The organism is Haloplanus sp. GDY1, from assembly GCF_023703775.1.
Classification (GTDB): Archaea; Halobacteriota; Halobacteria; order Halobacteriales; family Haloferacaceae; genus Haloplanus; species Haloplanus halophilus.
In genome coordinates, this window is sequence record NZ_CP098514.1 from 2283294 (window position 1) to 2296424 (window position 13131).

Consider the following 13131-nt stretch of genomic DNA (forward strand, 5'->3'; position numbering starts at 1 on the left):
CGCTCAGGTCTCGAACGACGCGGTCACGTCGCCGTCGACGCCCAGGTCGAGCACCCCGTCGAACAGGTCCCGAAAGCGTGACAGCGTCTCCTCGTCGTGGACCTCCTTCGAGAGGTGGAACAGTCCGACAGCGTCGTACTCGACCAGCAGGTCGAGCAGCCGTTCCGTCGCCTGGTACACCCGCTCCTCGTCCGCGTAGTACGCCATCTCGGTGAGCGAGTCGACGCTCACCCGTCGCTTGCCGCCGTGGCTCTCCAGGAACGCCTCGGTCTTGTCGACGATGCCGTTCAGGTCGTCCGGCGAGGCGACGTAGTGGACGCGGTCCGAGGGGCGGCGGGAGTAGCCCCGCTCGACCGAGAGCGTATCGAGGATGTCCGCGCGCGACTCGTCGACGTCGTAGTGTTCGAGTTTCTGTTCCACTTCGCGGGCGGTGGTTCGGGTCGAGATGACGAGGAAGTTGTCCGTGTCGGTCTTCAGAAAGTCGGTGTCGATGCGGTCGGTCTCGCCGATGCTCGGGTGGAGCAAGAGCACACCCGTCCCGCCGGGAATCGTCTCCGGCGCGCCGTCGATGGCGAGCGTGTAATCCATACCACTTCCACCGACTGGACGGACTTAACTTCTGCGAGGCGTCCGCTCGGGCCTCGACGCGGGAGGGCGCCGTGACCGCCCCGGTCGAACGATCAGAACAGCGAGTCCGCCGTCGCGGCGCCGACGACGCTGAACACCGCGCCGACGCTGACGGCCTTGAGCGTCACCTCGACCGTCCGGACGGCGACGCCCCCGACCGTCGGCCCCGGGGGATCGCCCAGGAACGTCCCCGGCGCCCCGAACGCGAGTGCGAGCGCGACGACCGAGCAGTACGAGACGACGATCAGGGAGACGAACCGGAGCGGGACGCCCCCGATCTCCGTTTCGCGCTCCGGGTCGCGGTCGTCGGCCTTGTAGAGCGCGCCGTATCCGATCCCGAGGACGATGCCGACGGTCGCGAGCGCCTGCACCCACGACATGTTCGCGGCGAGCGTCCACACCTCCTCGGTGACGACGAACGGTCCCGCGAGGAGGAACCCGCCGACGATCTGCTGGGCGGTGTCCGTCAGTTTGAACCGCCGACTCGCTCCGACCATACCCCACCCTCGCGCTCCCGGTGTATAGGCGCGCCGCTCGATCCCGGGAAACGGTTTTCACCGCGCCAGTCGCAGGTGCCACCGTGACGCTCCAGCGACGGTACGTCCTCGGGATCCTCGTCGCCGTGCTGGCGGTCGGAGCCGCTGCCCTCCTCGCGGACGTGCTCGCGACGGTCTTTTTCGCCGTCACCGTCGCGTACCTGCTCATCCCGCTCCGGGAGGAACTGACGGATCGCGGCCTCTCCTCGTGGCGGGCCAGCCTCGTCGCGACGATCACCGCCGCCGGCGCCGTCCTCGCGCTCGCGCTCCCGCTCGTGGTCGTCGTCGCCACCCGCCTCGACGCCGTCGTGACCTTCCTCCTGGGGCTCCCGCCGACGTTCACCGTCGACGTCTACGGGTTCTCGGCGACGGTCACCCTCTCCGAGGCGCGGTCGGTCGCCGTCGCCTTCGGCCGTCGGCTCGCTCGCTCCTTCGCCGTCGCGGCGCCCGTCCTCGCGCTCAAACTGACGGTGTTCGTGATGGTGCTTTTCGCCCTCCTCTCGCGGACGGCAGACGCACACCGCGCGACCATCGCCGTCGTCCCGCCCGGCTACCGCGACGTCGTTCGGGCGCTGAGCCGCCGGACCCGCGCCACCCTCTTCGGCATCTACGTCCTCCAGGCGGCCACGGCCGTCGCCACCTTCGCCGTCGCCCTCGTGCTCTTTTTCCTGCTCGGCTACCCCTACTTCCTGACGCTCGCCGTCCTCTCGGCGGTCCTGCAGTTCCTCCCCGTCGTCGGCCCCTCGCTGCTCGTGGTCGTCCTCTCGGTCGCTCACCTGGGCGTCGGCGAACCGACCCGCGCGGCGCTGGTCTTCGTCACCGGGAGCGTCCTCGTGGCGTGGCTCCCCGACGTGGTCGTCCGGCCCCGCCTGGCCCGCGAGACGGCCGACCTGCCCGGCAGCCTCTACTTCGTCGGCTTCGTCGGCGGCCTCCTGACGGTGGGCACCGTCGGCATCATCGCGGGTCCGCTGGTCGTCGCGCTCGTCGTCGAGGCTGCCGAACTCCTCTCGGAGGAACTCAACGCCGTCCCCGTCGACGAGGACTGACGGGGATCACGGGCCGTCGTCCGCGCCGGCCTCCAGGGGCCCGCCCCGCTCTTTCCACTCCGTGAGGCTCCCCTCGTAGAAGTCGACGTCGCCGTACCCCAGATGCCGGAGGACGACGTACGTGTGGCTGATGCGCCGGGCCGTGTTGCAGTAGAGGACGATCCGTCGGTCGGGCGTGATCCCCCGGTCGGCGAGGAGCGATTCCAGTTCGGACCGGGGTTTCAGCCCTCGGGTCTCCTCGTCGACCAGTTCCCGCCAGTCGAGCTGCACCGCGCCCGGGAGGTGACTCTCCTCGTACTCCCACGCCTCGCGGGTGTCGACGATCACCGCCTCGGAGTCGAGCGCGTCCCGCACCGTCTCGAAGTCGACCAGCGGCGACGACTCGGGGTCGCGGACCTCGTAGGTCGTCGGCGTCACGTCCGCCTCGGCCGTCGTCGTCCCGTGTCCCCGACTCCACGCGCTGAAGTCGCCGTCGAGCAGGTGGAGGTCGCGGTGGCCGTACAGCAGCGCCGTCACCAGGAACCGGGCCGCGAAGACCCCGTGTTCGTCGTCGTAGGCCACCAGCCGGTCGTCGGCGGCGATTCCCGCCTCCGACAGCAGCTCCGCCCACCGCTCCGCCCCGGGGAGCATCCCCTCGTCGTCCGCCTCGCTCCGGAACGTCTCGAAGGGGACGTTGACCGCGCCGGGCACGTGACCGATGCCGTCGAACTCCCAGGCGTCGCGCACGTCGACCACGCGCACCTCGTCGCGGTGGGCCGCGAGCCAGTCGATGGATACCACGATGTCCTCGTCCATGCCCGGGGCTGGGGGCCCGTCGGATTTAGTGACGGCGTTTCCGCGGTTCGCGCGCCCGTCGCTCTTCGTGGCAATGTTTGCCGGAACGTCGCGCCGTCGCACCGACGGTTCGGGGCCGATCCGGGCCGGCGAACGGTTCGTCCCCGGAAGCTGTGGCAATTCTTTCCGGTTCAGGTGAGGAATGGCCGTGTCTGCCCGTTGTGTGAGGGTTATAGGGGAGGGTGACGTAGGTGGGATCGCCATGTCAGATTCAGCGTACGCGAAGGACGTTCTCGTCTCGGCGGACTGGGTGGAAGACCACCTCGACGACTTCCAGAGCGACGACCCCGACTATCGACTCGTGGAGGTCGACGTGGACACCGAGGCGTACGACGACGCCCACGCTCCGGGTGCCATCGGCTTCAACTGGGAGACCCAGCTGCAGGACCAGACCACCCGCGACATCCTCTCGAAGGGCGACTTCGAGGCGCTGCTGGGTGGCCACGGCATCTCGGAGGACTCCACCGTCGTGCTGTACGGTGACAACTCCAACTGGTTCGCGGCCTACACCTACTGGCAGTTCAAGTACTACGGCCACGACGACGTGCGCCTGATGGACGGCGGCCGGGACTACTGGCTCGACAACGACTACCCGCTCACGGAGGAGGTGCCGGAGTTCCCCGCCGTCGACTACGAGGCCTCCGGTCCCCGCGAGAGCATCCGCGCGTACCGCGAGGACGTCGAGAACGCCATCGAGCGCGGCCTGCCGCTGGTCGACGTGCGAAGCCCCGAGGAGTTCCGCGGCGAGATCCTCGCGCCCCCGGGACTGCAGGAGACCGCCCAGCGCGGCGGCCACATCCCCGGCGCGCGGAACATCTCGTGGGCCGCGGTGACGAACGACGACGGCACGTTCAAGACCCGCGAGGAGATCGAGGACCTGTACGCCGAGGAGGGCATCGACGGCGAGGGGACGACCGTCGCGTACTGCCGGATCGGCGAGCGCTCCTCGGTCGCCTGGTTCGCGCTCCACGAACTCCTCGGCTACGAGGACACCATCAACTACGACGGCTCGTGGACCGAGTGGGGGAACCTCGTGGGCGCCCCGGTAGAGAAAGGCGAGGCCGAGTGACCGCAGGGAACGAGGCCTCGTGGCGGAACGGCGAGCGGTAGCGAGCCGTGAAGCGGGCGAGGCCGACGACTAGTCGACCTCGAATCGACCTCGAATCGGCCCTCCCGAACCCCGCGGCCGCCGGTCCGAACGACCGTTCTTTTCGATCCGGCGCGCTCACCCGCCGCGCTCGACGCTCGATTTCAGCAGCGCCGCGTGGGTCAGGAGGTAGTCCCGCTCCCCGACGAACCGGACCACCGACTCGGGGAGGGCGCCGGCGTCGAGCGTCACCGCCTCCGTGGGATTCCGCCGGTCCAGCAGTTCGTCGATCACCGACCGCACTCCGGCGTCGACGCCCCCGACGTCGAACGTCGGCGCCGACGCCCCGTCGATCGGATCCAGGTCGAGCACGTACCAGGCCGTCTCGCTGAAGAAGGCGGCGTCGGTTCGCTGGAGTTCGTGGCCCCGATAGACGGTCCCGTCGACGCGGAAGTAGCCCCCGAGGAAGAACCGTCGCGCCCACGCCCCGCGTTCCGTCTCGGGGTAGAACCGCGCGCGATCCGAGACGGCCGCCCGGACGAGTCGTCGCCGGTCCTCGGGGAGGTTCGAGACGGGCGTCACCGTCGCGTCCGCCGGCGGCGTCGCCTCCCGCGCGTCGGCGAGGTAGCGATACCGCGGCCCGCCGGTCGCCCGCACCGCGTACGAGCCGGCGACGTCGGACTCGTCGGCGGCCACCCGTGCCCGGCGAAACAGCACGAACGGGGCGTCGGGCGAGGACACCCGCGCCGGCGCGTCGACCCGGAGCGGACCGTCGCCCGCCGCGGCCTCGCGGATCCACGCCTTCAGGTTCGGCGGGTACACGCCGATCCGGTCGCCCTCGTCGGCGTTCGCGACGGGGACCGGGTCGAATCGGAGGCGCGCCGGATCGGGTGCGGCCGTCGCCGTGTCGGTCGAGGGATCGGGCGTCGAGGAGGAACTGCTGCCACACCCTGCGAGGCCGGCCAGCAACGGGCCGACCCCCGCGAGGATGCGACGGCGCGACGGGCGGGGCATACCTCCTCCAACTCGCCGCGGGGATAAGTGTCTTCAGAAGGGTCAGCCGAGCGTTTCGGTCACCGCATCCGGGTGGCCGTCACCGCGTCGCGGCGGGCGCCGGGTGCCAGTGGTCGCTCGCGTCGAGGTACGCCGGGAGGTCCGTGAGATCGATGCCGTATCGTGCGGACAGGTCCTCGATGTCGGCGTCGTATCCGACCGCGTTGAACCACGCGAACATGTCGGCCATCTCGTCGCCGGCCTCGGCGCGGTAGTCCTCGACGTCGACGTGGATCGGCTCCACGTCGGTCCCGAGGTGATCGGCGAAGACGCCGGCCATCGATTCGAGCGTCCGGTCGTCGCCCGCGAGTTCGATCACCTCGCCGACGAACCGCTCGGGGTCCCCGAAGGCCGCGGCCGCGATCCGTCCGATGTCGTCCGCGTCGACCAACTGGAGCGTGACGCCCGCGGCGAGGGGCATGGGGAGCCGGCCCGCCCGGATCTCGTCGGTCGGGGTCCGGTCGAAGTTCTGCATGAAGAACACGGGCCGAACGATCGTCGCGTCGATCCCGAGGCCGTCGATGTGGCGTTCGATCCCGTATTTCGACTCGAAGTGGGCCAGCCCGGTGTCGCGGTCGGCGCCCCCGACGGAGGAGAACACGAGGTGGTCGACCCCCGCCTCGGCGGCGGCCGTCGCCATCGTCTCCCCCTGCCGTCGCTCCGCGGCCGTCCCGTCCTCGAAGAAGGTGGTGACGAGGAAGACGCCGTCCATCCCCGCACAGCACTCGGCCATCCGCTCGGCGTCGGTCAGGTCGCCCTCGAGGACGGTGACGCCGCGCTCCGCGAGGGCTCGCGCGCCCGCCCCGTCGGCGTCGCGCGTCAGCCCGTACACCTCCCACTCCCCGTACGCGCCCGACGTCAGGTGGTCGACGACGGCACCGCCCTGCTGTCCGGTCGCGCCCGTGACGAGAATCTTCGACATAGCAAACGTGTAAACGGCTTCACAGGACATAACCTCGTATGGAGGCGTGATAGCACGCGCTCGCCTCCCGATGCATACAAACCGGGGCCTCACGTACCGCGAGCCATGGACGAAACGACGCTCGTCGACACCGTGACCGACGACCTGGAGACGGAACTCTCCCGACTCGGCTCCTCGAAGTGGCTGTACGCCCTGACCGGCGGCGAGATGACCGGCGACGCGGTTCGCGCCGCCGCGGCCGCCGACGCCGACGCCGCGGCCGAGCGGTTCGAGACGTGGGCGGCCGACGCCGAGGGCGAGGGCGAAGCGGAGGCCGCGACGCTCTTCGAGTCCCTCGCGACGACGGCGGCCGACCGACGCGAGGCGGTCGACGCCGACCCCGCCGACGCCGACCGGCGGACCCACGGGACGCTCGCGGGTCTCGACGGGACCGCGTCCCGCCTCGGCGGGGCGCTCGGCTACGCCCTCGTGACCGACCGGACGCTCGGCCAGATGGTCGGCTTCTTCGTCGGCGACGCCGACCCCTCGACGGCCGACACCTTCCGTGACCTCCGGAGCGAGGCCGCCGCCGACCGCGACCGGATCGTCGCCACGCTCGATTCGGCCCTCGACGGCGGGGACGACTGGGACCGCGCCCGGAGCGCCGCGACGGCCGTCGTCGAGGCCGCCTACGAGGAGTACGTCGAGACGCTTCAGTCGATGGGGATCGAGCCGAAGAACGTCTGTTGAGGAATCTCCACCCGAAGCGTGGGGGTTCGTGAACGGTTCTCACATCCCCGTCCCTTCTCACGCCCGCCGTCCCCGCTCACACCCCGTCGAGGGTCTCGCGGTACTCGCTGATCGCGTCCATCGCCGCCTCGACGTGGGCCGCCGCCTCGCCCTCCGTCGCCGCCGCGAGTTCGCGTAGGGCGTTCGTGTGTCTGGCGAGGCGCCCGTGGTCCGTCTCCGACTCCCGCGTCGCCAGCGTGGCCAGTTGGTCCGCCTGGTATTCGAGCCGGTCCTTCGCGTCGCCGTCGGTCAGTTCCGCCGCGGCCGACAGTTCGTCGCTCGCTCGCTGGAGTTGGGGTCGCGTCATGGTCGGCGCTACGCCCCCGGGGATCAAGTTCCTGTCCCTGTCGACCTCCACCTATATTTTCGCTCCCCGCGGAGTGGGAGGCGATGGTCCCGACACCGCTCCCGACCGGCACCCTGCTGGTGTTCGGCCTCGTGTTCGTCGCCCTCCTCCTCTTCGTCACCGAGCGCATCCCGAACGACACCACGGCGCTTGCCGTCCTCGTCTCGCTCGCGGTTCTCGAACCGTGGACGCGGGTGGGGCCGGCAGACGCCATCTCGGGGTTCGCCAGCCCGGCGACGCTCACCGTCGTCGCGATGTACATGCTGAGCGAGGGGATCCAGCGCACGGGCCTCGTCTCCCGACTCGGTGCGACGCTTGGGCGGATCACCGGCGGCGACGAGCGACGCCTCCTCGGGGCGACGGTGGGGACGACCGGACTCGCCGCCGGCGTCGTCAACAACACCCCAATCGTCGCGGTGTTCATCCCGATGATCACGGATCTGGCCGACCGCTACGGCCTCTCGCCGTCGAAACTCCTCCTCCCGCTCTCCTACGCGGCCATGCTCGGCGGCACCCTGACGCTCGTCGGCACGGCGACGAACATCCTCGCGAGCGACCTCTCCCGGCAACTGCTCGGCCACCCGCTCTCGATGTTCGAGTTCACGAAGCTCGGCGTCGTCGTCTTCCTCGTCGGCGTCGCGTACCTGCTCACGGTCGGCCGGTGGCTCACGCCCGCCCGGATCGACCCCGCGTCGGACCTGACCGAGACGTTCGACCTGGAGAACCACCTCGTCCGCCTCGTCGTTCGGGAGTCGTCCCCCCTGATCGACGCCACCGCCGAGGCGGCCGACGCGGAACTCGCGGCCGCCGGGCACGACGTCGACATCCTCCAGATCGAACGCGACGGCGAGTCGTACCTCGCGACGACGAGCGACCAGCGACTCCGGGCCGGCGACCTGCTCACCGTCCGCACCTCCCTGCAGACCGCGAACCGCGTGGCCGGGGAGTTCGGCCTCCGGCACCGCCACCGCGACGAGGTGACCGAGGACGACCTCTCGGAGACGCCCCACCGGGGGACGCTCGCCGAGGTGGTGATCCCGCCCGAGTCGCGGTTCGTCGGCAGGCGAATCGGCGACTCCGCGCTGGACGAGCGGTTCGACACGACGGTGCTCGCCCTCCGTCGCGGCGACGAGCTGACGCGTGACGGCCTCGACGCGGTCGAACTCCGCGCCGGCGATACGCTCCTGCTCCAGACGACGGCCGGCGCCATCGCCTACCTCGCGGACCGGGACGAGGTGGTCGTCACCCGCGAGGCCGAGGATCCGCCGAGCCTCGACGCTCCCCAGCGAGCCGAGGCCGCCGACCCGCTCGATCCCCGGACGCCGGTCGCCGTCGCCATCCTGCTCGGCGTCGTCGCCGTGGCCGCACTCGACTGGCTCCCCATCGTCATCGCCGCGCTCGGGGGCGTCGTGGCCATGATCGTCACCGGCTGTCTCCGCCCGACCGACGCCTACGACGCCGTCAGCTGGAACGTGATCTTCCTGCTCGCCGGCATTCTGCCGCTCGGCCTCGCGATGCAGCGCACCGGCGGCGACGCTGTGCTCGCGGGCGTGCTGGTCGCGAGCGACGCCCTCCTCCCCGCGCTCGGCGTCCTCGCGCTCGTCTACGTCGTCACCGCCGCCCTCGCGAACCTCATCACGCCCGTCGCGAGCGTCGTGTTGATGATCCCCGTCGCCGTCGACACCGCCGCCCGCATCGGCGCGACCCGCCTCACCTTCCTGCTCGCCGTCATGTTCGCGGGGTCGACGGCGTTCGTCACGCCCGTCGGCTACCAGACGAACCTGATGGTCTACGGCCCCGGCGGCTACCGGTTCACCGACTACCTCCGTGTCGGCGGGCCGCTGCAGGCCCTCGTGGCCGTCGTCACGACGCTCGGGCTGGCCGTCTTCTGGGGCGTGTAGCCGAGCGACCCAAGTAGTCGCGGCCCCAACCGACGGGCGTGACAGACGGCCCGCTCCAGCCGGACCGCCCCGACGTCGACGAGCCGTTCAGGGTCGACGCCCCCTTCGACCCCGCGGGCGACCAGCCCGACGCCATCGAGGAACTCGTCGCCGGCTACGAGGCCGGCATGGACGAGCAGACCCTCCTCGGGGTGACCGGCTCCGGCAAGACCAACACAGTGTCCTGGGTGATCGAGGAACTCCAGCAGCCCACGCTGGTGATCGCCCACAACAAGACCCTCGCCGCCCAGTTGTACGAGGAGTTTCGCAACCTGTTCCCGGACAACGCGGTCGAGTACTTCGTCTCCTACTACGACTACTACCAGCCCGAGGCGTACGTCGAGCAGACGGACACCTTCATCGACAAGGACGCCTCGATCAACGACGAAATCGACCGCCTGCGCCACTCCGCCACCCGGTCGCTGTTGACCCGCGAGGACGTCATCGTCGTCGCCTCGGTGTCGGCCATCTACGGCCTCGGCGACCCCGCGAACTACGTCGACATGGCGTTGCGCCTCGAAACGGGCCAGGCGATCGACCGCGACGACCTGCTCGCCCGCCTGGTCGACCTGAACTACGACCGCAACGACGTGGACTTCACGCAGGGCACCTTCCGCGTCCGCGGCGACACCGTCGAGGTGTTCCCGATGTACGGCCGCTACGCCGTCCGCGTGGAGTTCTGGGGCGACGAGATCGACCGCCTGACGAAGCTCGATCCGCTGGAAGGCGAGGTGAAGAGCCGGGAACCCGCCGTCCTGATCCACCCCGCGGAACACTACTCGATCCCCGAGGAGCGCCTCGAAAACGCCATCGAGGAGATCGAGGACCTGATGGAGGATCGCGTGCGCTACTTCGAGCGGCAGGGCGACCTGGTCGCCGCCCAGCGCATCGAGGAGCGAACCACCTTCGACGTCGAGATGCTTCGCGAGACCGGCTACTGTTCGGGCATCGAGAACTACTCCGTCCACCTCTCGGACCGGGAGTCGGGCGAGGCGCCCTACACCCTGCTCGATTACTTCCCCGACGACTTCCTGACGGTGATCGACGAGTCCCACCAGACCATCCCCCAGATCAAGGGACAGTACGAGGGCGACAAGTCCCGCAAGGACTCGTTGGTCGAGAACGGCTTCCGTCTCCCCACCGCCTACGACAACCGGCCGCTCACCTTCGAGGAGTTCGAGGAGAAGACCGGTCGCACCATGTACGTCTCGGCGACGCCCGGCGACTACGAACGGGAGCACTCCGAGCAGGTCGTCGAACAGATCGTCCGCCCGACCTACCTCGTCGACCCCGCCGTCGAGGTTGCCGACGCGACGGGACAGGTCGAGGACCTCATGGACCGCATCGACGACCGGATCGGGCGGGAGGAACGCGTCCTCGTGACGACGCTCACCAAGCGGATGGCCGAGGACCTCACGGAGTACCTCTCGGAGGCGGGCGTCGCCGTCGAGTACATGCACGACGAGACGGACACGCTGGAGCGTCACGAACTGATCCGGGGGCTTCGCCTCGGCGAGTTCGACGTCCTCGTCGGCATCAACCTCCTCCGGGAGGGACTGGACATCCCCGAGGTGTCGCTGGTCGCCATCCTCGACGCCGACCAGGAGGGCTTCCTCCGCTCGGAGACGACGCTCGTCCAGACGATGGGGCGGGCGGCGCGAAACGTCAACGGCGAGGTGGTGCTGTACGCCGACGAGACGACCGACGCCATGGAGTCGGCCATCGAGGAGACCCGTCGCCGCCGCCGCATCCAGCAGGCGTTCAACGAGGAACACGGCCACGATCCGACGACCATCGACAAGCCGGTCGGCGAGACGAACCTCCCGGGCAGCGAGACGGACACCTCGGGCGTCACCGGCGACGCCCCCGAGAGCGAGGACGAGGCCCGCGCCCGCATCGAGGCCCTCGAGGAGCGGATGGCCGAGGCGGCCGACAACCTGGAGTTCGAACTCGCGGCCGACATCCGCGACCGGATCCGCGAACTCCGCGACGAGTTCGAGTTCGCGGCCGACGACGACGGCGTCGCCCCCGAAATCGACTCCGACTTCTGACCCGCCCGGCGCGTCCCCTCGCGCCACGCGTGGCCTTAAGGAGTATCTATGTCCTTATATCATCCATACTCACCAATGTTTATTATCCAGGGGTCACGAACTATCAGGTGGTACCGATGAGTCACGAAACCGATCCCCGCCTTCGTGGAGAAGGGCGACCGACTCCCGAGGGCCCGGCGTCGCAGGGTCTCTTCGGCCGTCTCACCACGTATCTCGCCGAGTGGCCGCGGCGCTATATCGAGATGCAGGTCGAAGCGCTCGATCCGAAGGAGTAAGCGACCAGCGACTCGCGTCTTCTCGCGTCGTCAGCCGCCGCCGCGTCGATCCGTCATCCCAGCCCCGCCGCCATCAGGAACAGCGCCACCGCGATGGTTCCGAACAGGCCGGCGACGAACCGCTTGATCGTCCGGGTGCTGAGCGCGTTGGAGACGTAGGGAGCGATCTGTCCGCCCGTCACCGTCGCCGGGACGGTGAACGCGACCATGTTCCAGGGCGTCGACGCGAGCGACAGGGAGTGCCCGCCGACGAACCCCCCGCCGAAGACGTGGACGAGCGACGCCAGGATGGCCGTCAGCGCGACGACGATGTGGTTCGTCCCGATGGCCACCCGAACCGGAACCTTGGTCCCGAGCATCGAGATGATGCCCAGTTCGCCGATGCCGAAGCCCGCGAGTCCCTGGAAGGTGCCGCCGATGCTGTAGTTCGCGGCCCGCCGCAGGTAGCCCCCGCGGGTGTAGGTGTAGTCGTCGCCGTCGCGGTCGACGCGGGTGACGGTCCCGTCGTCGGCCGTCTCGACCCCCGCCGGCCCGAGTTTCCCCCTGTCGTTCGGCAGTTCCGCCCCGGTTTCGGCCGTCCCGCCGTCCGCCGCGGCGTCGTCGTCGTCCCCGCCGTGGTCGAGGTTGGTCCTGAAGAGGAGGTACGCCGCGGACAGCAGGGCGATTCCGAGCAGCGCGTGAAAGACCGGTTCGGGGATGATGAAAGAGAGCAGCGCTCCGCCGACGACGAAGGGGATCGCCCCACCGACGAGCGACAGCGCCAGTCGGCGGTCGACGAGGCCGTACTGGATGAACGCGACGGACGAACTCGACAGGCCGAAGGCCTCGCTGATCAGCCCGACCTTCACGATGGTCTCGGGCTCGAGCGGGGCGGCGAACAGCGGGAAGATGAAGATGAGGAAGGGCACGAAGATGGCCGACCCGCTGATGCCGACGGTGTTCACGATGGTCGCCCCCAGCAGGAAGGCGGGGAACAGCCACCAGAACTCCAGCCAGTAGTCCGTGCCGGCGTCGCTCGGCGCGGGCGCCGCGAAGAAGACGGCGGCGACGAAAATCACCGGCGCCGCGAAGACGAACACGTGTTGATACTTCAGGAACCACTTCTGGACGCGGCTGTATGACGAGGCACTCATTGGCGCAGTCAGGATCAGTAGTGGGTGGCCGTGACGCTCGTTCGTGGTCGGTCGTGCGACGACGCAGGGCCGGAGACGGGGTCGTTCGAACCGCCACGCGGTGCCACGACTCTCCCCCGCGGATCGGTCACGCCCATCCGGCGTCCGTCCCCGTGCGAACCGACCGTGCCAGTGTGCAACACGCCAGCAGCCGCGTCACGACTCATTCTCGAACCCTCGTAGCGTGGTGTGTGTAAAAAGCCTTGAGGTTCGTCGTCGCCGTGCGTCGCGGCCCCACGCGGGGCCGCCACCACCCTTTTGCCCGCGCCCCTCCCACGAGTAGCCATGAACCGCGCCTCGCTCGACGTCGAGGACCTGCTGAAACTGGTCCTCGTGCTGGTCGTCGTCTGGCTGGCACTCGAAATCCTCGGCTCGGTACTCGACCTCTTCACCAGCCTGCTCGGCGTCTTCCGGCCGGTGATCGGACTGCTCGTCGTCGTCCTCATCGTCCTCTGGCTCCTCGACCGGATCTGA

General features: G+C 69.7%; 14 protein-coding genes. 7 read left to right on the forward strand and 7 right to left on the reverse strand.

Features of this window, described 5'->3' with window-relative positions:
- Positions 1–3 precede the first annotated feature (3 nt).
- Complete coding sequence (locus NBT67_RS12270; RefSeq protein WP_251342000.1) at positions 4–588, reverse strand: DUF7090 family protein; 585 nt, start codon at positions 586–588, stop codon at positions 4–6.
- Positions 589–680: 92 nt separating this feature from the next.
- Positions 681–1124, reverse strand: coding sequence for a DUF2391 family protein (locus NBT67_RS12275; RefSeq protein WP_251342001.1), 444 nt, complete (start codon positions 1122–1124; stop codon positions 681–683).
- Positions 1125–1207: 83 nt separating this feature from the next.
- Here NBT67_RS12275 and NBT67_RS12280 point away from each other — a divergent pair, with 83 nt between their 5' ends.
- Positions 1208–2209, forward strand: a complete 1002-nt coding sequence (locus NBT67_RS12280) for an AI-2E family transporter (protein ID WP_251342002.1) — start codon at positions 1208–1210, stop codon at positions 2207–2209.
- 6 nt (positions 2210–2215) lie between these two features.
- Here the strand turns inward: NBT67_RS12280 and NBT67_RS12285 are convergent, their stop codons facing one another.
- Complete coding sequence (locus NBT67_RS12285) at positions 2216–3004, reverse strand: sulfurtransferase (protein WP_251342003.1); 789 nt, start codon at positions 3002–3004, stop codon at positions 2216–2218.
- Positions 3005–3245: 241 nt separating this feature from the next.
- Between NBT67_RS12285 and NBT67_RS12290 the strand changes: the two genes are divergently transcribed.
- A complete protein-coding gene (locus NBT67_RS12290; RefSeq protein ID WP_251342004.1) occupies positions 3246–4112 on the forward strand; it encodes a sulfurtransferase in 867 nt (288 codons plus the stop codon).
- 156 nt (positions 4113–4268) lie between these two features.
- On the opposite strand, the gene NBT67_RS12295 is transcribed toward NBT67_RS12290, so the two are convergent.
- Both NBT67_RS12295 and NBT67_RS12300 read right to left on the reverse strand, forming a co-directional pair.
- A complete protein-coding gene (locus tag NBT67_RS12295) occupies positions 4269–5144 on the reverse strand; it encodes a hypothetical protein (RefSeq protein WP_251342005.1) in 876 nt (291 codons plus the stop codon).
- 79 nt (positions 5145–5223) lie between these two features.
- The gene (locus NBT67_RS12300) at positions 5224–6105 is read right to left on the reverse strand and encodes an NmrA/HSCARG family protein (protein WP_251342006.1); all 882 of its coding nucleotides are present in this window, start codon (positions 6103–6105) and stop codon (positions 5224–5226) included.
- Between the two features lie 105 nt (positions 6106–6210).
- On the opposite strand from NBT67_RS12300, the gene NBT67_RS12305 reads away from it, so the two are divergent.
- Positions 6211–6834: a transcription antitermination protein gene (locus NBT67_RS12305; protein ID WP_251342007.1), complete on the forward strand. Its 624-nt coding sequence runs from the start codon at positions 6211–6213 to the stop codon at positions 6832–6834.
- Between the two features lie 76 nt (positions 6835–6910).
- On the opposite strand, the gene NBT67_RS12310 is transcribed toward NBT67_RS12305, so the two are convergent.
- On the reverse strand, positions 6911–7180 hold the full coding sequence (locus tag NBT67_RS12310; RefSeq protein ID WP_251342008.1) for a DUF7553 family protein: 270 nt from the start codon (positions 7178–7180) through the stop codon (positions 6911–6913).
- An 83-nt stretch (positions 7181–7263) separates the two neighbouring features.
- On the opposite strand from NBT67_RS12310, the gene NBT67_RS12315 reads away from it, so the two are divergent.
- The 3 genes from NBT67_RS12315 to NBT67_RS12325 all read left to right on the forward strand — a co-directional run bounded on the left by NBT67_RS12315 (position 7264) and on the right by NBT67_RS12325 (position 11485).
- Entirely contained in the window at positions 7264–9120 is a 1857-nt protein-coding gene (locus tag NBT67_RS12315; RefSeq protein WP_251342009.1) for an SLC13 family permease, read from the forward strand.
- A gap of 38 nt (positions 9121–9158) precedes the next feature.
- A complete protein-coding gene (gene uvrB / locus NBT67_RS12320) occupies positions 9159–11210 on the forward strand; it encodes an excinuclease ABC subunit UvrB (protein ID WP_251342010.1) in 2052 nt (683 codons plus the stop codon).
- A gap of 116 nt (positions 11211–11326) precedes the next feature.
- The gene (locus NBT67_RS12325) at positions 11327–11485 is read left to right on the forward strand and encodes a hypothetical protein (protein WP_251342011.1); all 159 of its coding nucleotides are present in this window, start codon (positions 11327–11329) and stop codon (positions 11483–11485) included.
- A gap of 53 nt (positions 11486–11538) precedes the next feature.
- Here NBT67_RS12325 and NBT67_RS12330 read toward each other — a convergent pair whose 3' ends face one another.
- Positions 11539–12618 (reverse strand): sulfite exporter TauE/SafE family protein, encoded by a 1080-nt coding sequence (locus tag NBT67_RS12330; protein ID WP_251342012.1) that lies wholly within the window; start codon positions 12616–12618, stop codon positions 11539–11541.
- A 324-nt stretch (positions 12619–12942) separates the two neighbouring features.
- Here NBT67_RS12330 and NBT67_RS12335 point away from each other — a divergent pair, with 324 nt between their 5' ends.
- Positions 12943–13131 carry a DUF7554 family protein gene (locus NBT67_RS12335; protein ID WP_251342013.1) on the forward strand — a complete coding sequence of 63 codons (189 nt, stop codon included), beginning with the start codon at positions 12943–12945 and terminating at the stop codon, positions 13129–13131.

Coding starts and splice junctions, on each gene's coding strand:
- NBT67_RS12270 (WP_251342000.1), bottom strand. CDS start 588: ATGGATTACACGCTCGCCATCGACGGCGCGCCGGAGACGATTCCCGGC.
- NBT67_RS12275 (WP_251342001.1), bottom strand. CDS start 1,124: ATGGTCGGAGCGAGTCGGCGGTTCAAACTGACGGACACCGCCCAGCAG.
- NBT67_RS12285 (WP_251342003.1), bottom strand. CDS start 3,004: ATGGACGAGGACATCGTGGTATCCATCGACTGGCTCGCGGCCCACCGC.
- NBT67_RS12290 (WP_251342004.1), top strand. CDS start 3,246: ATGTCAGATTCAGCGTACGCGAAGGACGTTCTCGTCTCGGCGGACTGG.
- NBT67_RS12295 (WP_251342005.1), bottom strand. CDS start 5,144: ATGCCCCGCCCGTCGCGCCGTCGCATCCTCGCGGGGGTCGGCCCGTTG.
- NBT67_RS12300 (WP_251342006.1), bottom strand. CDS start 6,105: ATGTCGAAGATTCTCGTCACGGGCGCGACCGGACAGCAGGGCGGTGCC.
- NBT67_RS12305 (WP_251342007.1), top strand. CDS start 6,211: ATGGACGAAACGACGCTCGTCGACACCGTGACCGACGACCTGGAGACG.
- NBT67_RS12310 (WP_251342008.1), bottom strand. CDS start 7,180: ATGACGCGACCCCAACTCCAGCGAGCGAGCGACGAACTGTCGGCCGCG.
- NBT67_RS12315 (WP_251342009.1), top strand. CDS start 7,264: ATGGTCCCGACACCGCTCCCGACCGGCACCCTGCTGGTGTTCGGCCTC.
- NBT67_RS12325 (WP_251342011.1), top strand. CDS start 11,327: ATGAGTCACGAAACCGATCCCCGCCTTCGTGGAGAAGGGCGACCGACT.
- NBT67_RS12330 (WP_251342012.1), bottom strand. CDS start 12,618: ATGAGTGCCTCGTCATACAGCCGCGTCCAGAAGTGGTTCCTGAAGTAT.
- NBT67_RS12335 (WP_251342013.1), top strand. CDS start 12,943: ATGAACCGCGCCTCGCTCGACGTCGAGGACCTGCTGAAACTGGTCCTC.